The following is a 24,380-nucleotide window of genomic DNA, read 5'->3' as shown; positions in this document are numbered from 1 at the left end:
ATGGTTTTTAAGGCGGCATCAAGCAAACTTTGCGGCGTATAAATTGTGTCTGTTGCCTTTAATAATTTTGCTCTGCTGGTCTTGTTTTTCAGTTCGCAGTAATTAAAGATAATACGATGTATTTCAGATAGATTATCAATGACATTAATACTGTTTATGCCTTTATTCAAATGGCTATCCAGGTAGGAAGAAAATACGCTATTGCTGCTCGTGTCACTTAATTTTAAATCAGTATTAAATTTTGTGCTGGATGCGATTGGGCAATAAGCGCCAAAATCATTACTGAACCATTTATCCCCCCACCAGCCAATTTTTCTCCCCTGTAAATGCTCACTTCCTTTATAGGATACCAAATAGAAATAAATGTCTGCTTTAGCGGTTTTGATATCTGCGGCGGACGCCATTAGGGCGGCAGCTCTAAAACAACTTTCATGTTCAATATAATGGCTGTAGGAAGATGTTTTTTCGGTAAAAGCTTTTAATAGTTGAAAATGAGCATAAGCCAATTTATCGGGGTAGATTAAATGACACCCTGTGGTTGGCTTTAATTCTCCGACTAATAACTGCTCAAAATGTTTTCTTTTCAAGTGTTGCTCATACCTCTTTATAAGCGCGGTTTCTAAATTATCGTTCTCATTGACAGATATTATTGTGTTTTTCTGCGCATCATAGACAGATTTCTTAGGCAGAGACGCCCTGGTTAAGTTGTTATTTTGTAATAACAGGTAACCACTATCAAGGTCTGAAGTCAGCAAGGTATAAAAGCCTCTTTTGTGAGCAAGATGAACTACCTTACCCTGAGTGTAGAGTGCCAAATGATTTCTCTGAATCACTTTTTCTTCATTTAAACGACTAAAGTTCACCAGAATCCGGGCTAATTTATCAAGGTAAAAATAATACAATCTGGCCGATAGTCCGGTGGCTTTAATGGCTTTTTTTATTTCCTGGTTGGCCGTGATCGTGGTGAGAATGAGTCTAAGCGCATTAATATTTTTAAAGTGCGGCAGGGTAAAAACAGCATCACAAGCAGCGCACTTTTTTCTTTGCGTGCCTGCTGATGTATAACCATGTGATATTGATTGAGTGCTTTGGCTGAAGAAAAAATATTGCGCGCATTTGGGACAACCGGTTAATTTTCTGGCGAAGTTAACCTCAAGCTTTTCATTTACAATCTTTGCAACGAGCTTATTATTTATCCAGGGCGGGTAGCTGCCGCATAGCTTACAGCCAATGGACAAATACCCTAACTGCCGACTTTTTTGAATGTAATCAGCACTCTCTGCCACGGCAAAATTTTCACAATGTACAGTTTTGCAACAGTTAAAATCTTTAGTGAAGGTAAACATATTGTCCCTTGATTCCCGGCTATCTAATGATTCAAAAATAAGTCTGTCGAAGTAATTTTCTTCTATGAAAATCAGCTAAATCCTGATCCACTCGAATGTTATGTGAATGTTATGAAATTAATCCAGGCGGCAATTCTACCCAATTTAATTTTAAAAAGGGTTAAAAAACAATCGTCCAAATCAATATAAGCGGGGTAATTAATTAACCAGTGCTTTTATGTGTTATAACCCACAAAATGACCATTAAATAGTAGCTTAGATTTAAAACAACAGATTATGTAAACACACTCAGTAAAATTAAAATATTCATTATTATCTCGGGCCAGATCACATTTCAAGAGGGGCTTTGCAAATAAACTGCATTCAATTACTCGATTACAGGGATCCTTTGTTATAAAAAATGCGTAAAACAGCAATAGTACGACGCTTTATTTTTAACAAATACAAATTTAAAAGGGGTAATAAAGCAGCGCAATTATTCGCTCAGAAGATAATAATTGCAGATTTTGCGACTATTAAAACCCTTTAACATATTAATTAAATAAAGCACTTAGCAGATAGTTTATTTAATTTTTTTAATCAAATTTATAAAATAAAATGGAGAGACAAGATGGAAATTGTAATGGGTTTAGTCGGAATATTATCGTTAATGTTAATTGCGCTAATATTTTCCAGTAATCGAAAAGCAATTAACTTTCGCACCATAGGCGGAGCATTTATTATTCAGGCGGCAATCCCTGCTTTTGTAATATTCACAGATTCCGGCGCAAGCGTACTGGGCAGTATATCCAGCGGAGTACAAGCCGTTATCGACAGTGCCAATGCAGGTATCGGATTTCTTTTCGGCGGTCTTGTTTCCGGAACAATGTTTGAAGTATTCGGCGGAGGCGGGTTTGTTTTTGCGTTTAGAGTACTGCCCATCATTATTTTCTTCGCTTCATTAATGGGCGTGCTTTATTACATAGGCGTGATGCAGTTTATTATCAAGATATTCGGCGGTGGCTTGCAAAAAGCATTGGGTACCAGCAGAACCGAGTCCATGTCAGCGGCGGCCAATGTTTTTGTTGGACAAACTGAAGCACCATTGGTCGTAAAGCCCTACATAAAAACCATGACCCGCTCAGAGCTTTTTGCCGTGATGGCGGGTGGCTTGGCATCGGTTGCCGGTGCAGTATTAGCAGGTTATGCATCATTAGGGGTTAGCCTTGATTACCTTATTGCCGCATCATTTATGGCCGCGCCCGGTGGTTTATTAATGGCGAAAATATTGGAGCCTGAAACAGAAACGCCGATCGACACGTTATCGGAGTCAGATATTGATGAAGAAGAACACAAACCGGTTAATGTTATTGATGCAGCGGCAGTCGGCGCTGGTGATGGCCTTAGTCTGGCCATGAATGTCGGTGGTATGCTGATCGCGTTTATCGCATTAATCGCATTAGTTAATACTATTTTGGGCTCTATCGGTGGTTTATTTGGTCTGGAAGCCCTGTCCCTGCAGCAAATCTTAGGTTATGTCTTTTCTCCTATTGCCTTTCTTCTTGGTATCCCGTGGTCTGAAGCAATGCAGGCAGGCAGTTTATTAGGTCAGAAACTGGTGGTTAATGAATTTGTTGCTTATATTGACTTTGTTAGCATTAAAGACACCCTAAGCGAACATACTCAGGTCATTATTACCGTGGCTTTATGCGGTTTTGCCAATTTATCTTCCATGGCTATTTTGTTAGGTGGTCTAGGTGTGTTGGCCCCTTCTCGCCGCCCTGATATCGCTCGAATGGGTTTAAAAGCGGTGCTTGCGGGTACTTTATCTAACTTTATGAGCGCAACTTTGGTCGGTATATTCTTTGCCTTAAGCGTTGCTTAATATTTGCCTTAAGTGTTGCTTAACACAACAATTAATAAACAAGCCCTTAGCGGTGTCAATGCGCATCACTAGGGCCAGCTTAATATTTGCCTTAAGTGTTGCTTAACACAACAATTAATAAACAAGTCCTTGGGTATGTCAATGTGCATCCCTAAGGCAAGCTTAAGAAGAACATAAGCTGTCATCACCCGAATTAAAGGAAAAAATTATGCACGACTTACAACAAGCATCCCGTTTAGCTATCCAATTAATGGATCTCACCACGCTAAATGACGATGATAACGATCAAAAAGTGATCCAACTCTGCCAAGCGGCACACAGCGTAGCAGGTGATACGGCGGCAGTTTGTATTTACCCGCGTTTTATTCCTATTGCACGCAAAACCCTTGCGTTGCAAAACACCCCGCAGATTAAAATTGCGACGGTCACCAACTTTCCGCACGGTAATGATGACTTGGATATCGCGTTGGCTGAAACACGGGCGGCGGTTGCCTATGGTGCCGATGAGGTTGACCTTGTTTTCCCCTACCGCGCACTGATCAAAGGCAATACTGAAATCGGCGCCACTATGGTTAAAGCCTGCAGAGATATTTGTGGTGATAAAGTCACTCTGAAGGTGATTATTGAGTCAGGAGAATTAAAAACCCCTGCATTAATAAAAGCCGCCAGTGAAATTTGTATCAATGCCGGTGCTGATTTTATTAAAACATCAACGGGCAAAGTACCCGTTAATGCAACATTAGAAGCGACTGAAGTGATGCTTGAAGCTATCAAAGCGTCCGGCCTTAATGTTGGTTTTAAAGCTGCCGGCGGTGTTAAGGATGCGCAGACTGCCGATGATTATATGCAATTGGCAAGCCGTATTATGGGCGATAACTGGGTGGATAAAACACATTTCCGCTTTGGCGCATCGAGCTTACTCGGCGCTTTATTGTCGGAACTGAATTTGGCTGCTAAAGCCACTAAAGCAGGAGGTTACTAATGAAACGCAGCATTATATTATTACTTGATTCTTTTGGGGTTGGCGGCGCAGCTGATGCCGATAAATTTATTGGCTCATTAGCCGATGGCAGTCCATTTGATGATATGGGCTCAAATACCCTAGGGCATATCGCAGAGCAATGTGCAAAAGGTAACGCGAATGAGGGCCGCCACGGGCCGCTTACTATACCAAACTTAAATAAATTGGGTTTTGGACGCGCTTGTGCTGAAAGCTCATCCACTTTCCCGGCTGGATTAGACCCGTTAGTTGAGCCTATTGCCGCTTACGGTTACGCGAAAGAGATTTCCACGGCAAAAGATACCTCCAGCGGCCATTGGGAGATTACCGGTGTGCCGGTCTTATTTGACTGGGGTTATTTTGATCAAAAACAAAACAGCTTCCCGCAGGAACTTCTGGATGAACTGGTGGAGCGTGCTGACCTGCCCGGATATCTGGGGAATTGTCATGCATCGGGCACCACTATTTTGCAGGATCTCGGCGAAGAGCACCTCAAGACAGGTAAACCTATATTTTATACATCGGCAGACAGCGTTTTCCAAATAGCCTGTCATGAAGAAAACTTTGGGCTTGAAAGACTGTATAAACTTTGCGAACTGGCACGCGAGTTAGTCAATAAATACAATATTGGACGTGTTATCGCCCGTCCGTTTAGCGGATCTGCAAGCGCCGACTTTATGCGTACCGGCAACCGCCATGATTATTCGGTGAAACCACCCTCACCCACTCTGCTTGATCGTATGAAAGAGTCCGGTGGTCAGGTTGTCAGCATAGGTAAAATATCAGATATTTTCGCTGAACAAGGCATTACTAAAGCGACCAAAGCAAACGGTTTAGAAGCGCTGTTTGACGCCAGTTTGAATGAGTTAAAAAAAGCGGGTGATCAAACTATTATCTTCACTAACTTTGTCAATTTTGATGCGGACTTTGGCCATCGCCGTAATATACCCGGTTACGCAGCCGCTTTAGAGTACTTCGATAAACGTTTACCGGAAATGCTTGAGTTAATGAACGATGATGATTTGCTGGTATTAACGGCGGATCATGGCTGTGATCCGACCTGGAAAGGCACCGATCATACGCGCGAGCATATTCCGGCTATTTTCTACGGTCAGTCCGTTAAGCCCGGGCCAATCGGATTACGGGAAACCTTTGCTGATATCGGTCAGTCAATTGCTGATTTTCACAAGTTACCTGCGCTGGACTACGGTAAAAGTATTTTCAGTTGATACTATTTTTAAGCGATTAACCTTTAATCTTATATAAAAACACAACTAATTGAATGACTGACAAGCGGCATCGTCAGTCACTCATATAATGGAGAAAAAAATTATGACAACCCCTCATATTAATGCAGTAGATGGCGCTTTTGCGGAAACGGTTCTGATGCCAGGAGACCCGTTAAGGGCGAAATATATCGCAGAAAACTTTTTGAATGATGCCGTGCAGGTAACAGATGTACGTAACATGCTTGGTTTTACCGGTACCTATAAAGGCAAACGGGTTTCGGTGATGGGCAGCGGTATGGGTATCCCTTCCTGCTCAATCTATGCAACGGAATTAATCCGTGAATACGGCGTAAAAAATATTATTCGCGTAGGCAGTTGCGGCGCAGTAAGTAAAGACATCAAGGTACGCGATGTGGTCATCGGCATGGGCGCTTGTACTGATTCAAAGGTAAACCGTACTCGTTTTAATAATCATGATTTTGCCGCTATCGCCAGTTACGATTTATTGGAAAAAGCCGTTAATTCAGCACGAGCACACGGCATTAAAGCGCGTGTTGGTAATCTTTATTCTGCGGATCTTTTTTATACGCCAGAAGATGATATTTTTGATGTAATGGAAAAATACAACATATTAGGTGTCGAAATGGAAGCCGCGGGTCTCTACGGTGTTGCGGCTGAATTTGGTGCCAATGCATTGTGTATCTGTACGGTTTCAGACCATATCCGCACCGGTGAAAAAACCACCTCAGATGAACGTCAAAGCAGCTTTAATGAAATGTTGATCATTGCTTTAGATTCCGTTGTTGCCGAATAAAACACACACCGAATGAGATCAGTGAATCCAATTGGTTACGCTGCCCGCGTGACCAAAAAGTGGATTAACGCAAAGATATTGGGCATCTGAAAAACCACATAATGACAAAAGTTCAGGGCATAAAAATAAAATTTATATGCCCTAGGGATACTTGACTTTAAAAATCGACATTAACGAGAAAAAGGTCGGTTTATACCAGAACATTGGGGGATTAAAAATGCTAACAACATGGCTTTTGGTGAATTTTTATGACCATTATTCTGCAGAAATTGACACCTTCTGCAGCGAACTCGAAAATCTACAGGAGGACAACAGATGATATTACTGCCGCAAGAAATTATTCGTAACAAACGTGACGGCAAAACCTTAAGCCGGCAGGAAATCGATTTTTTTATCAAAGGGATCACCAATAACTCAGTAACAGAAAGTCAAATTGCCGCCTTTGCAATGGCAGTCTATTTCCAGGACATGAACATGGATGAACGTGTTCTGCTGGTATCTGCAATGCGAGATTCCGGACAGGTAATAAACTGGCAATCTCTCAATCTGGACGGTCCGGTGATTGATAAACATTCAACGGGCGGAGTCGGAGATGTTACCTCACTAATATTAGGTCCGATGGTGGCGGCATGTGGCGGTTATGTACCGATGATTTCAGGTCGGGGACTCGGCCATACCGGCGGCACCTTAGATAAGCTCGATGCGATTCCCGGTTATAAAACCACGCCGGACAGCTTGGATCATTTCCGTAAAATAGTCAAACAGGTGGGCGTCGCTATTATCGGTCAAACCGGCGATCTGGCGCCGGCTGATAAACGTTTTTATGCAACCCGTGATATTACCGCGACGGTGGAGTCTATTCCGTTAATAACCGCATCCATTTTATCGAAAAAATTAGCGGCAGGTCTTGATGCTCTAGTGATGGACGTTAAAGCCGGCAGTGGTGCATTTATGCCGACTTTTGAGCAGTCTGAGGCTTTGGCCAACAGTATTGTTGGCGTCGCTAATGGTGCCGGATGTAAAACCAGTGCGTTAATTACTAATATGGATCAGGTACTGGCAAGCAGTGCAGGCAATGCCGTTGAAGTGCGTGAAGCCGTGCGCTTTCTTAAGGGGGAAAATGTTAATCCCCGTTTACATGAAGTCACCATAGCATTATGCGCTGAAATGTTGCTGTTAAGCGGATTGGCAGCGGATATAAAAGAAGCGAGGACAAAACTGCAGACCGTGCTTGATAACGGCAAAGCCGCAGAAGTATTTGCCCGAATGGTTAGCGCGCTGGGCGGCCCCGCTGACTTTGTTGAAAATCATGATAATTATCTGCAAAAATCGGCCATTATCCGTCCTGTTTATGCTCCACATTCAGGGATTGTACAATCCATGGATACCAGAGCATTGGGAATGGCGGTGGTGAGTATGGGTGGAGGAAGACTTCGCCCATCGGACTCGATTGATTATGCCGTTGGTCTAAGCGCTATTATCTCGTTGGGTGAGCCGGCAGGTCCGGAAAAACCGCTGGCGATGATCCACGCTCAGAATGAGGCGCAGTTCAGCGAAGCACAGCACACCATTCAAAGCGCTATTATTTGCGGCACGGACAGCGTTCAAGCTCAGACTCAGGTTTACCGCCGTATTCGTGTACAAGACATATTCTAAACTATCATCGAATATTGGACTGAGATTAAAGTTAGGAATGTAAATCAGCACAGCATAGGCGAACTATTCGCTTGGGCTTTTTAATGACAGAGGAATTATAATGGAATTAGATTGGGTAGAATGGTTTGGTTATTTAGCATCCCTAGTGGTGCTGATTTCCTTCACTATGTCTTCAATTATCAAGTTAAGAGTGATTAACATTATCGGTTGTCTGCTTTTTGCAAGCTTTGCCTATTTTATTGATTCAGTACCGACGATCTTTATGAATCTCAGCATTGCCTGTATTAACCTTTATTTTCTGTATCAAATTTATCGCAGCAAAGAAGAGTTTAAAATAATTTCAGTGTCGAAAGGTTCTGAATATTTTCAGCACTTTATTAACATTAATCGTCAGGATATTGAAAAACAGATAAGTCTGGAGCAGTTAACCTTTGCTGACACATTATTTTATATGCTGCGCGATAACAATATCGCCGGAGTGCTTGCGGGCACAAAAGAGGCTGACGGTACTTTTGTCATTATGCTTGATTACGTCACCCCCAGATACCGTGACTTTAAACTGGGCAGCTATTATTACAACACCCATCCCGAATTTCTTAAAGAGAAAGGGATCACCGCGCTAAAAACCACCGCCGGCGATCGGGATCATTGTTTATATCTTAATAAAATGGGCTTTGTTGCCCAGTCCGACAATCAATCACCAACCTATATGAAGAGGCTCTAATATTATGCACAAAAACTATTTTACTGAACTTAAAAAACTACTTGATAATGCTCAAGCGCCCTACTCAGGATTTAATGTTGCAGCCCTTGTTATAACCGGCAACGGCAATATTTATAAAGGTGTCAATGTCGAATCCGCTGCGTACCCGACAACTATCTGTGCGGAGCGTAATGCTATTCAGACAGCCGTCACCGAAGGCATGAAAAAAGGCGAAGTTAAAGAAGTTCATATACTCGCGCGTAACGCAGCAAAAACGTTGATTAAAGCACAGCCCTGCGGCGGATGCCGGCAAGTGATTGCTGAACAATCCGGCAATGACGCAGTTGTTTACAGTTATGCTTCAGCAACCGAAATTGAGCAGCACAGTATCACTGAGTTATTACCCTTTGCCTTTTTAGGTGCTGAATTATAACAGTCCAAAAGTCATCAATAAGTTATTACCCTTTGCTTTCTTAGATGCTGAATTATAACAGTCCATAAGTCATCACCGAGTTATTACCCTTGGCTTTCTTAGATGCTGAATTATAACAGTCCATAAGTCATCAATAAGTTATTACCCTTTGCTTTTTTAGGTGCTGAATTATAACCGCCCAAAAGTGAGTAATTTATACAGGAGTTTTATTATGTCAGACGTATTTCATTTAGGCCTAACCAAAAAAATGCTCGATGGTGCAAGCCTTGCAATAGTACCGGGTGATCCGGATCGTGTAAAAAAAATAGCGGAACTAATGGATGGTGCCATCTTTCTAGCAAGTCATCGCGAATATACCAGCTACCTGGCTTATATTGATGGTAAAGCCGTGGTGGTTTGCTCTACCGGTATCGGTGGTCCGTCCACATCCATTGCCGTTGAAGAGTTGGCACAGTTAGGGGTTACTACCTTCTTAAGGGTCGGCACGACCGGCGCAATTCAACCAGAGGTTCATCCCGGTGATATCATTGTCACCCAAGCGTCGGTTCGCCTTGATGGCGCCAGTTTGCATTTTGCACCTTTAGAATACCCGGCTGTTGCTGACTTTGAATGTACCACGGCTATGGTTGCTGCGTGCCGGGAAGCGGGTATTGCCCCCCATATTGGCATTACCGCATCCTCGGATACTTTCTACCCGGGTCAGGAGCGTTACGATACCGTTTCAGGCCGTGTAACCCGTCACCTTAAAGGTTCAATGCAAGAGTGGCAGGAATTAGGCGTACTCAACTATGAAATGGAATCATCGACGCTTTTTACTATGTGCGCTTCACAGGGATGGCGGGCAGCTTGTGTTGCAGGTGTAATAGTAAACCGGACACAACAAGAAATCCCGGATCAATCAACAATGAAAAAAACCGAAGTCAGTGCAATATCCATTGTTGTTACAGCGGCCAGAAAACTGCTGTCTTAACCCGCGGTATCAATAACAGCAAGCGCTCTATTCCCGGCGCTTGCTGTTAATTTATTAACAGAAAGAATTTCCATCGGAGTTTTTTAACGCGCTTAATGTGAAACAGGTTACAATAGATTTTTATTCTTAGCTGATTGAGTTTATGACCCAACCGACCATTTGCCGCATTGCATTAGCGATCCCTCTGCATAAACAATTTGATTATCTGCTGCCTGATTATCTGCTAAAAACAGATCCCAACAACCTGGTAGGCTGCCGAGTACGCATCCCCTTTGGCGGCAAACGACAACTTATTGGCGTGATCTGCGAAGTTAATCCACAATGTGATTACGCCATCGATAAACTAAAAAAAATAACTCAGTTAATAGATCAAACCCCTTTATTGAATAAAAATATCTGGTCGCTACTGCGTTGGGCAGCTTTTTATTACCAGCATGCTTTTGGGGATGTCTTTCAGCAGGCACTGCCGACGTCACTGCGTCAAGGTAAAGAGGCCGTTTTCAAGGGCCATGAACATTGGCAATTAACCGCTAATCCTTTTGATTTGAATGATTTTAAGCGTGCCCAAAAACAGCAGGCTGCTTTGCAAAGGTTAAGCGAATCGAGTTTATCTAATCAGCAGTTAAGCGCAGAAGGGATAAGTCGCCCGACGCTCAAAGCATTGCAGGAAAAAGGGGTCATTGAAGCCGTTGATAAACAGCCCGTCAGCAACCTCAATTGGTTAGCTGAATTTGAAGAATCAGCACAAAAACCCGCTTTAACAGTCGAACAAGCAGTTGCCATCAGCTCCATTAATCAGCAGGCAAAGGCTTTTAACTGCTTTTTATTAGAGGGGATCACCGGCAGTGGAAAAACCGAAGTTTACCTCAATATTATTAAACCGGTGTTACTTGCGGGAAAACAGGCATTAGTGATAGTGCCTGAGATCGGTTTAACCCCGCAAACCATTAAACGCTTTCAGGCACGTTTTAATGTCCCTGTTTATCTTAAACATTCGGGGTTAAACCCGAGAGAGCAACTCGATACCTGGCTGCACGCAAAACAAGGCAGCGGTGCCATTATTATCGGCACACGCAGCAGCATATTTTGTGATTTTAAAAATTTAGGCTTAATTATTTTAGATGAGGAGCATGATGCCTCTTTTAAACAACAGGATGGTTTTCGTTATCATGCACGTGATTTTGCAATCAAACGTGCCGCATTGCAAAAAATACCCATTATTCTAGGATCTGCTACGCCATCCTTAGAAACATTGAATAATGCCCTGCAGGGAAAATATCAGCATCTGCATCTTACCGAACGCCCGGGTAACGCCAAACCACCGACCAACAGCCTGATTAACTTAGCCGGTTTACCGTTAAAATCAGGACTATCCCCGCAGTTAATTGAGTTAATGAAAAAACACTTGGCTAAAAACAATCAGGTTATATTATTTTTAAACCGCCGTGGTTATGCGCCGGTATTAATGTGTCATGAATGCGGTTGGTTAGTTAAATGCGGTCGTTGTGATGCTTTTTACACTTACCATAAATCAGCTAATTACCTGCACTGCCACCACTGCACCTCCACCCTTCCCGTACCTCAGCAGTGTACTGATTGCGGCTCGACACAATTAAGCTCGACAGGTGTGGGCACAGAGCAGTTAGAGGAGACCTTAAACGACCTTTTCCCGAATCATCCGACAGTGCGTATTGACCGTGATAATACCCGCAAAAAAGAGAGCTTTAATCAATATTTAACCGATATTAACAGCGGTAAATATAAAATATTACTCGGCACCCAGATGCTTGCTAAGGGCCATCACTTCCCCGATGTCACACTGGTCGCATTAATAGATGTTGACGGGGCACTATTTTGTAATGATTATCGTGCCAGCGAAAGATTAGCACAGCTGTTTACGCAAGTGTCTGGTCGCGCGGGACGCGCAGAAAAAAAGGGTCAAGTGGTACTGCAGACCCATCATCCCGAGCACAGTTTACTTCAGGATCTTATCAATAACGGTTATTTTGAATTTTCCCGTAATGCGCTGCAGGAGCGCAAGCTTGCGCAGTTGCCACCCAGTACATTTCAGGCTTTATTAAGAGCGGAGTCCGATAATGCAACTCTGGCTGAAAATTTCCTGTCTTTATGCAAGCAAACCTTGGAACAAATATGCATCAACAATAACAGCCTTGATAAGTTATTAATTTTAGGACCGATTCCCGCATCAATGGAAAGGCGAGCCGGAAAGTATCGTTTTCAGCTATTATTACAAAGTGAACAGCGCGCCGTGATCACGCAAACACTGCATCGGGCATTACCCGCTTTTGATAACCTGCCGGAAGGGCGAAAAGTAAGATGGTCTATTGATGTTGATCCAATTGATTTTGTTTAAGAGGCTAGCTGCGGGTTGCGAGCTGCGAGCTGCGGGTTGCGAGCTGCGAGCTGCGAGCTGCGGGTTGCGAGCTGCGAGCTGCGAGCTGCGGGTTGCGAGCTGCGAGCTGCGAGCTGCGGGTTGCGAGCTGCGAGCTGCGGGTTGCGAGCTGCGAGCTGCGGGTTGCGAGCTGCGAGCTGCGGGTTGCGAGCTGCGAGCTGCGGGTTGCGAGCTGCGAGCTGCGGGTTGCGAGCTGCGGGTTGCGAGCTGCGAGCTGCGGGTTGCGAGCTGCGGGTTGCGAGCTGCGAGCTGCGGGTTGCGGGTTGAAAGCCGAAAGCTGAAAGCCGAAAGCTGAAAGCTGAAAGCCGAAAGCCGAAAGCTGAAAGCTGAAAGCCGAAAGCCGAAAGCTGAAAGCTGAAAGCCGAAAGCCGAAAGCTGAAAGCCGAAAGCTGAAAGCCGAAAGCTGAAAGCCGAAAGCCGAAAGCTGAAAGCCGAAAGCCGAAAGCTGAAAGCCGAACGTAAAAAAACCGAGATAAATCTCGGTTTTTTTAATCAGATAAAATCAGATTATTTTACAATAGTCAGTGTCGGTGGCTTATTTGGCTTAGTCTCTTGTTCAACATTTTCTACTGACCCGTCCAAAGCCTGGTAAGCGGCCTCTTCAGGAAAGATGGTTCCGGCGCCATTTTCGCGCGCGTAAATACCTTCTATCGCATATAAAGGCACATAAACCTGCATTGGCTGCCCTGAAAAACGGGCATTAAATGCGACAGCATCATCGTCCATTGAAAATTGCATAACCGATTGAGGCGCAATATTAAGGACGATTTTTCCATCTTCAACAAATTTCTGAGGTACTTCAACACCAGTTTGTGTTGCGTCAACAATGATATGCGGTGTGCATTCACTATCAACAATCCAATTATAAAAGGCACGAAGAAGATACGGCCTTTGCACTAACATATCAGTCATTATGCTCCCACTCTAATTTCACGTTCAGTTTCCGTCATTGACGCTTGGAATGACTCGCGTTCAAAAACTTTTACCATGTAACTTTTTATGCCTGCAACATTATCAAAACCTAAATCAATATTTAATTCAGGTAAACGCCATAACAATGGCGCCATGTAACAGTCAATCAGGGTAAAATCTTCCGACATAAAGTAGGCAAAGTGATCAAATACCGGCGCCACTAATAAAATAGCATCACGGAGTTTTTTACGCGCAGCATCCGCCGCTTCGGTATTACCATTCATGATAATATCAACCAATGGATACCAATCACTTTCGAGACGCTGCATCATTAAACGCCCTTTACCACGCTCAACGGGATAAACAGGCATTAATGGCGGGTGCGGAAAACGCTCGTCCAAGTATTCCATAATAATGCGTGAATTGTATAAAACCAATTCACGGTCAACTAACGTTGGCACTGTATTGTAAGGATTTAACTCTACTAACTCTTCAGGCCAATTCTCTTCATCAGCAAAAGTGATTTCGACTGTGACGCCTTTTTCTGCCAGTACAATACGTGTTTGATGACTATATAAATCTGAAGCACCTGAAAACAGTGTCATTACAGAACGTTTATTCGCAGCTACGGCCATGAAAATCCCCTAATATATGGATAAAATGTTGAATGTTTAAAAACTAAAAAGGCAATAGTGATAAATATCACTGCTGCCAATTAAATTAGGTGAGATAAAGTTCACGATTAATGAATGTCGCGCCAATACTCCTTCTTCAGTAAATAACTAAGAATGAATAAGATAACTAAAAAGCCCATCACCCAAAAACCTAGGGCTTGACGCTCTAATTTATTTGGTTCACCTGAATAGACTAGGAAGTTTACCAGATTTAGGACCGCTTTGTCATACTCATCGGAGCTCATTTCACCCTGTCCGTTACTTTCAAAACCGATGATGGTTTTATGCTCAACACCTTCATGCTCGGTTGTTTCATAGATAGCGGTAGGAATACCCTGTAACTCTTCCAGTACATGGGGCATACCAACTAACGGAAAGACCGTATTATTCACGCCAAATGGACGCGTTGGATCGGCATAAAAAGAGCGTAAGTAGGTATAGATCCAATCAGGACCTCGAAGACGTGCTTCTAAGGTTAAATCCGGAGGTGTCACTCCAAACCATTTCCCGCCTTCGGCTGGATCCATATTATTTTTCATCAATTCACCAATTTTACTGTCGGTGAACATCAGATTATTAACCATTAACTCTTCAGGGATACCCAAGTCTGTTGCTACCCGCTGGTAACGTTGGTGTGCCGTCGAATGACACGCAGCACAGTAATTCATAAACAGTTTGGCACCACTTTGCAGTGACGCTTTATCCGTTAAATCATAATTAGCTTTGTCCAGATGAACATTACCCGATGCAAAAAGCAGCGTTGGTAATAATGCCAATAAGGCAATCATTAATTTTTTCATTTGAATGTTAACCTCGTTGGTAGTGGTTTAGTTTTTTCATTTTTGCTGTATAGCCAAAGAGCAATAAAGAAACCGAAATAACCGACCGTGCCAACCTGCGCAAACATGGTTAATAAAGGTGTTGCTGGTAAAGCCCCAAGTACGCCTAAGACGATAAAACAAATAATGAATTGTGCAATATTAGCTTTATGTATCCAACTACGGTAACGAACTGATCTTACCTTGCAACGGTCTAACCACGGCAGGAAGAAAAGAATCACAATGGAACCACCAAAGAACATGACACCAATTAGCTTATCGGGTATGGCACGTAAAATGGCATAGAAAGGCGTGTAATACCAAACCGGTGCTATATGTGACGGTGTTTTTAAACCATTTGCAGGTTCAAAATTCGGCGCCTCAAGGAAGTAACCTCCCCCTTCCGGCATAAAGAAGAGCACCCCGCAGAAGACTAATAAGAACCCACAGACCCCCATAATGTCTTTTACCGTAAAGTAGGGATGGAAGGGAATAGCGTCGATAATATCTTTTTTGCCGCTGTATTGTTTATGGAAAGTAAACTGGCCTTTTGCCTCGGCAGAAGCTGTACCTTTTTTCACTTTAATATCAATACCATCGGGGTTATTTGAGCCCACTTCATGCAATGCGACAATATGTAAAAAGACTAAGGCAACCAATGCCAAGGGCAATGCGATGACATGTAATGCAAAGAAGCGGTTTAAGGTTGCACCTGAGATAACATAATCACCTCGGATCCACAGGGTCAAATCATCGCCAATAATCGGAATTGCACCAAATAAAGAGATAATTACCTGCGCGCCCCAGAAAGACATTTGTCCCCAAGGAAGCAAGTAACCCATGAAGGCTTCCGCCATCAACACCAGAAAGATCAACATGCCGAAGATCCAGATTAACTCACGGGGTTTTTGGTAAGAGCCGTAGATTAATCCGCGGAACATATGTAAATAAACCACCACAAAGAACGCAGAAGCGCCCGTTGAATGCATATAACGCAATAACCAGCCATAGGGCACATCACGCATAATATATTCAACCGATGCAAAAGCTAAAGCCGCAGAGGGATTGTAGTGCATTGTCAACCAGATACCGGTTAAGATTTGGTTAACCAGAACCAGCATGGCTAAAGAACCAAAAAAGTACCAAAAGTTGAAGTTGACCGGCGTTGGGTATTGCGCTAGATGTTTGTTCCACGTTTCCGTCATCGGGATCCGTGCGTCTATCCAGTCGAGCGTACCGGTGACTAATTTCTTAAGCATTAGGCGTCTCCTTTATCTGAGCCGATAAGAATCGTCGTATCACTCGTGTAGTAATGAGGAGGGATAACTAAATTTAATGGCGCAGGGACACCTTGAAAGACACGACCTGCCATATCAAATTTTGAACCGTGGCATGGACAGAAGAAACCTGACTCCACACCTTGGACTTGTTCCGAAAAGGAATCGGGTAGATAACTAGGCGAACAACCTAAATGGGTGCATATACCAACAGCGATAAAAATCTCAGGTTTTAGTGAACGGCCTGAGTTCGTTGCGTAACCGGGTTGTTGCGCCTCGTTTGAATCAGGATCACGTAACTGAGTGTCATGAGTCGGTAATTCATCAATCACTTTTTGTGTGCGGGATACGACCCAGACAGGTTTACCACGCCATGCAACGCGAATTAATTGTCCTGGTTCGATTTTACTAATATCAACAGCAACTGGTGCTCCAGCTGCTTTTGCTTTTTCACTTGGGCTCCAAGATTTCACGAAGGGTACCGCTACTGCAGCCGCCCCCACTCCACCAACAACAGCTGTTGTTAATGTTAGAAACTTGCGGCGACCAGAATTAACAGGCGCATTGCTCATTTAACCATCTCCATTGTGAGCTACTTTCAAGCAGTTCTCTATACCAAACTGATAATGCAATACATTATCAAACAGATTGCTTGATAGGGTATTGCATAAAACTCGCTGAATTCTAAAGAAATACCGCCTTACTTACAAGTGATTAACATTGTTTTGCGACAGGGAGTAGAGAAAAGCAGTGCTTAATTGACCATGCTCTCATTAACAGGGGGAACTTAGCGCCAATTCAGCATATAAATGTAAATTTAAAGGCGCTTACTTATCTTTATTCTGTGCTATCCATTATTGGCATTGCAGCATTTTTTGCCAGTGCGGCGAGATCTTTATCAACCCAAAACAGCGCTTTACCCTCTTCCCCTACCAAGTCAATTTTATCCAATATTCCTTTGAATAATTTTTCCTCTTCATGCTGCTCTGCAACATACCATTGTAAGAAATTAAACGTTGAATAATCATGCGTGGTAAATGCAGCGTGGGTTAATTCATTTATTTTTTTGGTGATAAAACATTCATGATCGAATGTCTCCGTAAAAAGATTTTTTAATGATTTATATTGATGTGGCGGCGCGGTTATAGTGCCTATAATGGGCAATGCACCTGTTTCACTGACGTAAGTGAACAAACGATTCATATGGGACATTTCTTCTATCGCATGCCCACGCAGTAATAAAGCGGCCCCTTCAAAGCCTTTATCCTCACACCATGCACTCATTTGTAAATATAGATTTGAAGAATAAAATTCCAGATTTATTTGCTCATTAAGCTTTTCAACCATTGATTCTGTCAACATAATATCCCCCTATATCAAAATAGATGTGTAGCAACTATTAAAAATAGATATGAAGGAACCATAAACTCAAAATGGCTAAATAACAAGCAAAAAAAAGCCCAGTATAAACTGGGCTTTTGCAACTCTTGAAAACGAAATATTAACGTTTTGAGAACTGTGGACGTTTACGGGCTTTATGTAGACCGACTTTCTTACGCTCAACTTCACGTGCATCACGGGTAACATAACCTGCGGCGCGTAGTTCAGAACGAAGTGTTTCGTCATACTGCATTAGTGCACGAGTGATACCTAGACGGATAGCACCTGATTGACCCGTACTGCCACCACCTTTAACAGTGATGTTCAGATCGAATTTGTCAGTAGCACCAACAAGTTCTAGTGGTTGACGAACAACCATACAAGCAGTTTCACGACCGAAGTATTGATCGATGTTACGCTTGTTGATAGTGATTTGACCACTACCTGCTTTTACAAACACTCGAGCTACAGAGCTTTTGCGACGACCAGTGCCGTAGTATTGATTTGCCATTGTTTTAATCCTATTAAATGTCTAAAACTTGTGGTTGCTGTGCAGAATGTTGATGCTCAGTACCAGCATAAACTTTCAACTTACGGTACATCGCACGACCTAATGGGCCACGTGGTAACATACCTTTAACAGCTTTTTCAATAACACGTTCAGGTGCGCGTTTGATAAGATCTTCAAAGCTAATCGCTTTAATTCCACCAATGAAACCAGTATGGTGATAATAGATTTTACCTTTAGCTTTATTACCTGTTACAGTAATTTTCTCTGCATTGATAACGATGATGTAATCGCCAGTATCAACATGCGGAGTGTATTCTGCTTTATGTTTACCACGTAAACGTAAAGCGATTTCGGTAGCCAAACGGCCTAAAGTTTTACCTTCAGCATCGACTACAAACCAGTCGCGTTTGACTTCAGCTGGTTTAGCAACAAAAGTTTTCATTAAGTTATACCCAAATTAATGATATTAAAAAATATGATTGTCAATATTGACAACCAAAAATGTATTTTGCCATTTCGTATCCCTTCGAATACGTCAAGCGTAAACAGATCCACCCTTTAAACTTTGGGGAGGTGGATAACGTGGGCGACAGAATTGTACAGAAAATGAATGCAGAAATCACCTTAATATTGAAATAATTATTGATAACATTAGGTATTTCTTTATCGTCGCTTTATTTATGCCCGACGAGCGGGCAAAAAGCCTTTAAGCTGTTATTTTTTGTTCAACATGGTGGGACTGCATTAAATAGGTTTTACTTTGCATCTCCGACAAACGTGATACACAGCGTTGGAACTCAAAATCAAGTTTACTCCCAATATAGAGATCCATTATATTAACTTCAGCAGAAATAATCACCGCCACATGGTGATCGTAGAATTCATCGATCATCGCAATAAATCGCCTGACGATATCATTATGTAAATCATCCATTTGCTTTATATTCGCTACAATAATAGTGCGGTATAAAATCGCCATTTCAATATAGTCCAGAACGCTTCTCGGACCGTCACAAAGTGATCCAAATTCAATGCTTAAAGTATCAATGCTATTGGCTATCGTAGGAATCAAGCGGGAATTAATTTCTATATCTTGTCCATAAACTTTATCCCCATCCGCTAAATTTTCAAACGCACTTTTTATCTGCAGAGAAGCACTACTGTCTAAAGGGTAATGATAAATTTCACTGTTTATTAAACGGCCAATGCGATAATCGCGCCCGCCGTCTAAATTGAACACTTCACAATGGCGCTTAACTAAATCAATAACAGGTAAAAAACGTGCTCGTTGCAGACCATTTTTATAAAGATCGTCGGGATGAATATTAGACGTTGCGACCAGCACAATACCCTGCTCAAATAACGCGGTTAACATGCCGGCTAAAATCATGGCATCGGTGATATCGTCAACATAAAACTCATCAAAACATAATACATCGGTTTGCGACGCAAATTTTTTGGCAATTTTAACTAAAGGATTCGCCTGTCCCTGCAATTCAGAAAGCTCTTTGTGCACTCTTAGCATAAAGTGATGAAAGTGCAGTCGTTGTTTACGCTGTGTTGGTAGACTATGAAAGAAAAGATCGACAAGGTAGGTTTTACCCCGGCCAACCCCGCCATAAAAATAAATGCCTTTAAAGCACTTTTTTTTGCTTGTTGGTGCAGTTACCTTATTAACCAAGCGTGACAAAATGCTGTTTTTTTTATTTTCAACGGGCGGGGTTTGCAGATCCGAATACAAACGCTGCAGCTGCTGTATGGCAATTGCCTGGGCAGGATCCTCAAAGAAGTTGTCTTTTTGTAAATCGGCACGATATAAATTTAGGGGGGTCACAGAACACTCACAAATTTTTTATAACATTATTGGAGCATCATAACAGTAAAGCTAAGTCGACAAAATTTGAATTTTCCGAAAAATAATTTAATTTTAGCGCTACCGAGACTATGATTTTTAGTAATAACCTTTTATAGGGAATTTGCCGTGAGAAAGTTAATTGCTTATTTTATTATTAATTACAGCTTAATCACATTTAGTGCAATGACAAATGCTGCTTTGCCGCTAACCATTGCCGGCAGTGACACTTTTAGTCTCGCCCCCCTCGTCGAAAAAACCAGCCCGGCGGTGGCTAATATCTCGATTGTCGTCAACCAGTCGAATCAGCAACTTTTGCCCGACTTATTTGATTTTTTTAGCGATGACGAACTCCTCTTTCTGAATCAACCCGTTATAGGCTTAGGTTCAGGTGTTATTATTGACGCTGCAAAAGGATATATCATTACCAACTTTCACGTTATTGAAGATGCACAGGAAATTAGAGTAACGCTGACATCAGGGCAAGAATTTAATGCTTTGCTGGTAGGTCACGATCAGCAGAGTGATATTGCCCTATTGCAGATCAACAGTAATAAATCACTCACCCAGATGCTGCTAGCCGACTCAGATCTAGTACGGGTTGGTGACTTTGTAATAGCAATAGGTAATCCCCTTGGACTTGGGCAAACAGTGACCTCTGGTATCATTAGTGCCCTTGGTCGAAGCGGCCTTAATTTTGAAAATTTAGAAAATTTTATTCAAACCGATGCGACAATTAACAGCGGCAGCTCAGGCGGTGCTCTGGTTAACTTAAGCGGTGAGCTCATTGGTATTAATACCGCCCTGTTAGCGTCAAGTGGTGGCAATATTGGCATTGGATTCGCAATTCCATCAAATATGATCAACAACTTAGTAGATCAATTATTGCAGTTTGGAGAGGTACGCAGAGGTGTTCTCGGCATCAAAGGTGGTGAGTTGACTCATCAACTGACAAAAGTCTTTGGGTTAGAATCGAAGCATGGCGCTTTCATTTATCAGATAAATCCGGACTCTGCCGCGGAACAAGCAGGACTGGAAGCGGGTGATGTGATTGTCTCTTTAGATGGTCTGAGCATTATATCCTTTTCGGCTCTGCGCGCTAAAATTGGTAGTCTAAGTGTTGGAAAAAAAGTTGAATTGGGTATTATTCGTGATGCTAAAGCACTCAGCCTAAGCGCGACACTAAAAGCTATCGAACCGGGTAAAATAAAGTTTATCCCACCACCACTGCATCCATTATTAGCCGGCGCGACATTAATGAATCCGGCGGGCGGGAATAAAAATAAAGGCGTATTAGTGGATCACGTTAAAAAAGGCTCTATCGCTGATGATTTTGGGCTACAGCAGGGGGATTTAATAATCGGTATTAATCGAAAAAAAATTCTAAATTTGACCGAATTAACCGAGTTTATTAAAAGTTCCCCCCCAGTATTAGCGCTGAATATAGTGCGTGAGAATAGAAAATTATATTTAATCTTACATTATAAAGCACAAAAAACAGACGGATATCGACCACAAACCGACCAAAACATAAAAAAATAGAAATTAAATGGTTCCAAATCATACTTTATCAAAAAAAATTCTGTAAAATGTGCCAATCAATACAAATATAAATACAAATAGAAATAGAGATAAAAACGTCTTTATTAATGAACACAATAACTATCGGAGAATAACGGTGAGAAAAACTAAAATAGTTTGTACTATTGGTCCAAAATCAGAATCAAAAGAGATGTTAGGTAAATTAGTCAAAAATGGCATGAATGTTATGCGCCTTAATTTCTCGCACGGTGATTTTAACGAACATGGTGGTCGAATTAATACTATCCGTGAAATTTGCCGGGAAACGGGTAAAAATGTTGCCATTTTGTTAGATACCAAAGGACCTGAAATCCGTACGGTTAAACTTGCCAACGGTGCTGATGTATTATTAACCGCAGGACAAGAGTTCACTCTAACAACTGATCAAACCGTTGTTGGTGACAACACTGTGGTAGCGGTAACTTACGAAAACCTAACCAATGATTTAGTGGTAGGTAACACGGTATTACTTGATGACGGTTTAATTGAACTAACCGTTAAACGTATTACTGACACAGAAGTTATCTGTGATGTCATGAACACCGGTGAACTGGGCGAAAACAAAGGTGTTAACCTGCCTGGCGTTAAAGTTCAACTGCCTGCTCTATCTCCTAAAGATAAAGGCGATCTGATATTTGGTTGTGAACAACAAGTTGATTTCATTGCTGCATCATTTATCCGTAAGAAAGAAGACGTATTAGAAATCCGTGAGTTATTAAAAGCTAACGGTGGCGAAAAAATTCACATCATCTCTAAAATAGAAAACCAAGAAGGTGTTGATAACTTTGATGAAATCCTAGCGGCTTCCGACGCTATTATGGTTGCTCGTGGTGACTTAGGGGTTGAAATTGCAGTTGAAGAAGTAATTTTCGCACAAAAAATGATGATCGAAAAAGCAAATGCTGCTCGAAAGCCTGTTATCACAGCGACACAAATGCTTGATTCAATGATTAAAAATCCACGCCCAACACGTGCTGAAGCTGGCGATGTTGCCAATGCTATTCTAGATGGTACCGATGCAGTCATGCTTTCAGGCGAAAGTGCTAAAGGTAAATACCCTGCAGAAGCGGTTGAAATAATGGCAACTATCTGTGAGCGTACCGATAAAGTAATGTCTGCCAGAGTTGATAATATTACAAAAGATATCCGTATCACTGAAGCGGTATGTAGCGGTGCAGTTAACAATGCTGAGCAACTAAATGCTAAATTAATCATAGTAGCAACGGGTGCCGGCAAGTCTGCACGTTCTTTACGCAAATACTTCCCAAGTACTCAAATCCTGGCCTTAACCAGTAACCCGAAAACAGCACAACAGTTGGCCTTAGTAAAAGGTGTTTCTGCTAAAATTGTTGAAGCTCAAAATTCAATGGAAGAATTCTACCAACTTGGTATGGATATGAGTAAACAGCTTGGTCTTGTTACGGCTGGTGATAAAGTGGTAATAGTCGCTGGTGCGCTTGTGGCTTCCGGTACTACAAATACCTCTTCTGTACACGTTATTGTATAATAAACAATCAGAATACTTAATACCCAAATTACTGAAGATGCTGAAATCAGCAAGACGATAAATGGTGATATTCTAGGCAGAAGGCTGATGATCTAGTTATTCTAAATCAAAACCTTCTAACAACGAAGAGCAGCTTTTATCGCCTTGCCTTTCGGGAGATTCAGACGAATCTCTGCATCTTCAAGTAGTTTGGGTATAAGCATCACCTTCGGTGGTGCTTTTTTTTTACCAATTTCTCAATAACATACAATAAACACACTTCCCCCTCCTATTTTGTATATAATCTTCGTTGTCACTTCCACTTCTCCACCTGGTTAACAAAATGAACTTTAAAACGCGCTTTCTGTATTTTTTAAAACCCATCTTTTGGGGGATTATTATCGCGACATTAATCGTTTATGGCGTACGATTAGGAACAGCTTTAACATCGCGTTTAGCCGACGATAAGGTCGCAAGTTATAGCGAATCAGTAAAAAAAGCATCCCCCGCAGTGGTTAATATTTATTCTCAAAGATACGTAGATTCTACTTTCAACAACAACAAGCAACAGCTTCAACCGACTGGGTTGGGCTCCGGCATTATTGTTGATGAAGAAGGTTATATTTTAACCAATTATCATGTTATTAAACAGGCTGATCAGATACTTATCGCTTTGCAGGACGGGCGTCTGTTTACCGCCACTGTAGTCGGGAGTGATGCAATAACCGACTTGGCGGTACTGCAAATTGAAGGCAATAACCTGCCGGTGATCCCCCAGAACAGTCAATATAACCCTCAAGTTGGCGATATAGTACTGGCTATTGGTAATCCCTATAACTTAGGGCAAACTATTACTCAGGGCGTTATCAGTGCCACCGGACGCAGTGGTATGAGTTCATCTGGTCGCCAGGATTTCCTACAAACAGATGCTGCCATTAACGAAGGAAACTCAGGGGGAGCATTAATTAATAGCCGCGGTGAGTTAGTCGGTATCAATACCTCTGAGTTTTACAGTCGTAATCAAAATATCAGTTACGGTATTAGTTTTGCTATCCCCTATCAGCTTTCGCAACGGATAATGAACAGCCTAATTAAAGACGGTCGTGTTATTCGCGGCTCCTTAGGCATAGTGGCAGAAAATTTAGATCCGCTTTTAGCGCGTCTTTGGGGCTTAAAAGCACAAAACAGCACTATTATAAAAGAGATTCAGGAAGGAGGACCTGCCAGTGTTGCTGGGGTTGAAGTAAATGATATTTTGCTGAAAATCAATAATATTGCGGTTGAAAATTTAATATTCGCCATGGATATGGTGGCAGAAATACCGCCAGGCACTAAGGCGGTATTAACCGTATTGCGTAAAGGGGATGAAATTAATATCGACGTCATTATTGGCGAGTTGAGTAATTCCCCTCAAAATGCAAAACGCGAATAGCACTAGAGAAGAAATATGAGATAACAAAA

General features: G+C 42.1%; 22 protein-coding genes. 12 read left to right on the top strand and 10 right to left on the bottom strand.

Going from position 1 to position 24,380, the window contains the following annotated elements:
• Positions 1-1,346 (bottom strand): hypothetical protein (locus CXF72_RS14685; protein WP_101040004.1); only part of this gene is annotated, 1,346 nt, incomplete at its 3' end.
• 610 nt (positions 1,347-1,956) lie between these two features.
• Here CXF72_RS14685 and CXF72_RS14680 point away from each other — a divergent pair.
• The 9 genes from CXF72_RS14680 to priA all read left to right on the top strand — a co-directional run bounded on the left by CXF72_RS14680 (position 1,957) and on the right by priA (position 12,389).
• Positions 1,957-3,210 (top strand): NupC/NupG family nucleoside CNT transporter, encoded by a 1,254-nt coding sequence (locus CXF72_RS14680; protein WP_101040002.1) that lies wholly within the window; start codon positions 1,957-1,959, stop codon positions 3,208-3,210.
• Positions 3,211-3,418: 208 nt separating this feature from the next.
• The gene (gene deoC / locus CXF72_RS14675; protein ID WP_101040000.1) at positions 3,419-4,192 is read left to right on the top strand and encodes a deoxyribose-phosphate aldolase; all 774 of its coding nucleotides are present in this window, start codon (positions 3,419-3,421) and stop codon (positions 4,190-4,192) included.
• The gene (locus CXF72_RS14670) at positions 4,192-5,439 is read left to right on the top strand and encodes a phosphopentomutase (RefSeq protein WP_101039998.1); all 1,248 of its coding nucleotides are present in this window, start codon (positions 4,192-4,194) and stop codon (positions 5,437-5,439) included. The genes deoC and CXF72_RS14670 overlap by 1 nt, the downstream gene beginning before the upstream one ends.
• A gap of 103 nt (positions 5,440-5,542) precedes the next feature.
• The gene (gene deoD, locus CXF72_RS14665; RefSeq protein WP_101039996.1) at positions 5,543-6,253 is read left to right on the top strand and encodes a purine-nucleoside phosphorylase; all 711 of its coding nucleotides are present in this window, start codon (positions 5,543-5,545) and stop codon (positions 6,251-6,253) included.
• A gap of 318 nt (positions 6,254-6,571) precedes the next feature.
• The gene (gene deoA, locus CXF72_RS14660) at positions 6,572-7,909 is read left to right on the top strand and encodes a thymidine phosphorylase (protein ID WP_232784998.1); all 1,338 of its coding nucleotides are present in this window, start codon (positions 6,572-6,574) and stop codon (positions 7,907-7,909) included.
• Positions 7,910-8,009: 100 nt separating this feature from the next.
• Positions 8,010-8,633: a hypothetical protein gene (locus CXF72_RS14655; RefSeq protein ID WP_101039993.1), complete on the top strand. Its 624-nt coding sequence runs from the start codon at positions 8,010-8,012 to the stop codon at positions 8,631-8,633.
• Positions 8,634-8,637: 4 nt separating this feature from the next.
• A complete protein-coding gene (gene cdd / locus CXF72_RS14650; RefSeq protein ID WP_101039991.1) occupies positions 8,638-9,045 on the top strand; it encodes a cytidine deaminase in 408 nt (135 codons plus the stop codon).
• A gap of 211 nt (positions 9,046-9,256) precedes the next feature.
• Complete coding sequence (udp, locus tag CXF72_RS14645) at positions 9,257-10,015, top strand: uridine phosphorylase (RefSeq protein WP_101039989.1); 759 nt, start codon at positions 9,257-9,259, stop codon at positions 10,013-10,015.
• A gap of 142 nt (positions 10,016-10,157) precedes the next feature.
• Entirely contained in the window at positions 10,158-12,389 is a 2,232-nt protein-coding gene (gene priA / locus CXF72_RS14640; RefSeq protein WP_101039987.1) for a primosomal protein N', read from the top strand.
• Positions 12,390-12,935: 546 nt separating this feature from the next.
• Here priA and CXF72_RS14625 read toward each other — a convergent pair.
• The 9 genes from CXF72_RS14625 to zapE all read right to left on the bottom strand — a co-directional run bounded on the left by CXF72_RS14625 (position 12,936) and on the right by zapE (position 19,834).
• Positions 12,936-13,331 (bottom strand): ClpXP protease specificity-enhancing factor, encoded by a 396-nt coding sequence (locus tag CXF72_RS14625; protein WP_198552618.1) that lies wholly within the window; start codon positions 13,329-13,331, stop codon positions 12,936-12,938.
• 8 nt (positions 13,332-13,339) lie between these two features.
• Positions 13,340-13,975, bottom strand: a complete 636-nt coding sequence (sspA, locus tag CXF72_RS14620; RefSeq protein ID WP_101039981.1) for a stringent starvation protein SspA — start codon at positions 13,973-13,975, stop codon at positions 13,340-13,342.
• 107 nt (positions 13,976-14,082) lie between these two features.
• Complete coding sequence (locus tag CXF72_RS14615) at positions 14,083-14,814, bottom strand: cytochrome c1 (protein WP_101039979.1); 732 nt, start codon at positions 14,812-14,814, stop codon at positions 14,083-14,085.
• Positions 14,811-16,091: a cytochrome b gene (locus CXF72_RS14610; protein ID WP_101039977.1), complete on the bottom strand. Its 1,281-nt coding sequence runs from the start codon at positions 16,089-16,091 to the stop codon at positions 14,811-14,813. The genes CXF72_RS14615 and CXF72_RS14610 overlap by 4 nt, the downstream gene beginning before the upstream one ends.
• Positions 16,091-16,681 carry a ubiquinol-cytochrome c reductase iron-sulfur subunit gene (gene petA, locus CXF72_RS14605; RefSeq protein WP_101039975.1) on the bottom strand — a complete coding sequence of 197 codons (591 nt, stop codon included), beginning with the start codon at positions 16,679-16,681 and terminating at the stop codon, positions 16,091-16,093. Before petA ends, CXF72_RS14610 begins: the two co-directional genes overlap by 1 nt.
• 265 nt (positions 16,682-16,946) lie before the next feature.
• The gene (ftnA, locus tag CXF72_RS14600) at positions 16,947-17,471 is read right to left on the bottom strand and encodes a non-heme ferritin (RefSeq protein WP_101039973.1); all 525 of its coding nucleotides are present in this window, start codon (positions 17,469-17,471) and stop codon (positions 16,947-16,949) included.
• A 139-nt stretch (positions 17,472-17,610) separates the two neighbouring features.
• The gene (gene rpsI / locus CXF72_RS14595) at positions 17,611-18,000 is read right to left on the bottom strand and encodes a 30S ribosomal protein S9 (protein WP_101039971.1); all 390 of its coding nucleotides are present in this window, start codon (positions 17,998-18,000) and stop codon (positions 17,611-17,613) included.
• A 13-nt stretch (positions 18,001-18,013) separates the two neighbouring features.
• Complete coding sequence (gene rplM, locus CXF72_RS14590; protein WP_011771135.1) at positions 18,014-18,442, bottom strand: 50S ribosomal protein L13; 429 nt, start codon at positions 18,440-18,442, stop codon at positions 18,014-18,016.
• A 264-nt stretch (positions 18,443-18,706) separates the two neighbouring features.
• Positions 18,707-19,834, bottom strand: coding sequence for a cell division protein ZapE (gene zapE, locus CXF72_RS14585; RefSeq protein WP_101039969.1), 1,128 nt, complete (start codon positions 19,832-19,834; stop codon positions 18,707-18,709).
• A gap of 147 nt (positions 19,835-19,981) precedes the next feature.
• Here zapE and CXF72_RS14580 point away from each other — a divergent pair, with 147 nt between their 5' ends.
• The 3 genes from CXF72_RS14580 to degS all read left to right on the top strand — a co-directional run bounded on the left by CXF72_RS14580 (position 19,982) and on the right by degS (position 24,351).
• Positions 19,982-21,394, top strand: a complete 1,413-nt coding sequence (locus tag CXF72_RS14580) for a Do family serine endopeptidase (RefSeq protein ID WP_232784997.1) — start codon at positions 19,982-19,984, stop codon at positions 21,392-21,394.
• 136 nt (positions 21,395-21,530) lie between these two features.
• Positions 21,531-22,940 (top strand): pyruvate kinase PykF, encoded by a 1,410-nt coding sequence (gene pykF / locus CXF72_RS14575; RefSeq protein WP_101039967.1) that lies wholly within the window; start codon positions 21,531-21,533, stop codon positions 22,938-22,940.
• 322 nt (positions 22,941-23,262) lie between these two features.
• A complete protein-coding gene (gene degS / locus CXF72_RS14570) occupies positions 23,263-24,351 on the top strand; it encodes an outer membrane-stress sensor serine endopeptidase DegS (RefSeq protein WP_101039965.1) in 1,089 nt (362 codons plus the stop codon).
• Positions 24,352-24,380 lie beyond the last annotated feature (29 nt).

This window comes from Psychromonas sp. MB-3u-54, from assembly GCF_002836415.1.
GTDB lineage: Bacteria > Pseudomonadota > Gammaproteobacteria > Enterobacterales > Psychromonadaceae > Psychromonas.
The sequence above is the reverse complement of the archived record's forward strand: the minus strand, read 5'-3'. Positions and strand labels throughout refer to the sequence as shown.

Coding starts and splice junctions, on each gene's coding strand:
- CXF72_RS14625 (WP_198552618.1), bottom strand. CDS start 13,331: ATGTTAGTGCAAAGGCCGTATCTTCTTCGTGCCTTTTATAATTGGATT.
- deoC (WP_101040000.1), top strand. CDS start 3,419: ATGCACGACTTACAACAAGCATCCCGTTTAGCTATCCAATTAATGGAT.
- cdd (WP_101039991.1), top strand. CDS start 8,638: ATGCACAAAAACTATTTTACTGAACTTAAAAAACTACTTGATAATGCT.
- CXF72_RS14655 (WP_101039993.1), top strand. CDS start 8,010: ATGGAATTAGATTGGGTAGAATGGTTTGGTTATTTAGCATCCCTAGTG.
- priA (WP_101039987.1), top strand. CDS start 10,158: ATGACCCAACCGACCATTTGCCGCATTGCATTAGCGATCCCTCTGCAT.
- sspA (WP_101039981.1), bottom strand. CDS start 13,975: ATGGCCGTAGCTGCGAATAAACGTTCTGTAATGACACTGTTTTCAGGT.
- CXF72_RS14610 (WP_101039977.1), bottom strand. CDS start 16,091: ATGCTTAAGAAATTAGTCACCGGTACGCTCGACTGGATAGACGCACGG.
- ftnA (WP_101039973.1), bottom strand. CDS start 17,471: ATGTTGACAGAATCAATGGTTGAAAAGCTTAATGAGCAAATAAATCTG.
- rpsI (WP_101039971.1), bottom strand. CDS start 18,000: ATGGCAAATCAATACTACGGCACTGGTCGTCGCAAAAGCTCTGTAGCT.
- CXF72_RS14615 (WP_101039979.1), bottom strand. CDS start 14,814: ATGAAAAAATTAATGATTGCCTTATTGGCATTATTACCAACGCTGCTT.
- rplM (WP_011771135.1), bottom strand. CDS start 18,442: ATGAAAACTTTTGTTGCTAAACCAGCTGAAGTCAAACGCGACTGGTTT.
- udp (WP_101039989.1), top strand. CDS start 9,257: ATGTCAGACGTATTTCATTTAGGCCTAACCAAAAAAATGCTCGATGGT.
- CXF72_RS14670 (WP_101039998.1), top strand. CDS start 4,192: ATGAAACGCAGCATTATATTATTACTTGATTCTTTTGGGGTTGGCGGC.
- CXF72_RS14680 (WP_101040002.1), top strand. CDS start 1,957: ATGGAAATTGTAATGGGTTTAGTCGGAATATTATCGTTAATGTTAATT.
- petA (WP_101039975.1), bottom strand. CDS start 16,681: ATGAGCAATGCGCCTGTTAATTCTGGTCGCCGCAAGTTTCTAACATTA.
- deoD (WP_101039996.1), top strand. CDS start 5,543: ATGACAACCCCTCATATTAATGCAGTAGATGGCGCTTTTGCGGAAACG.
- degS (WP_101039965.1), top strand. CDS start 23,263: ATGAACTTTAAAACGCGCTTTCTGTATTTTTTAAAACCCATCTTTTGG.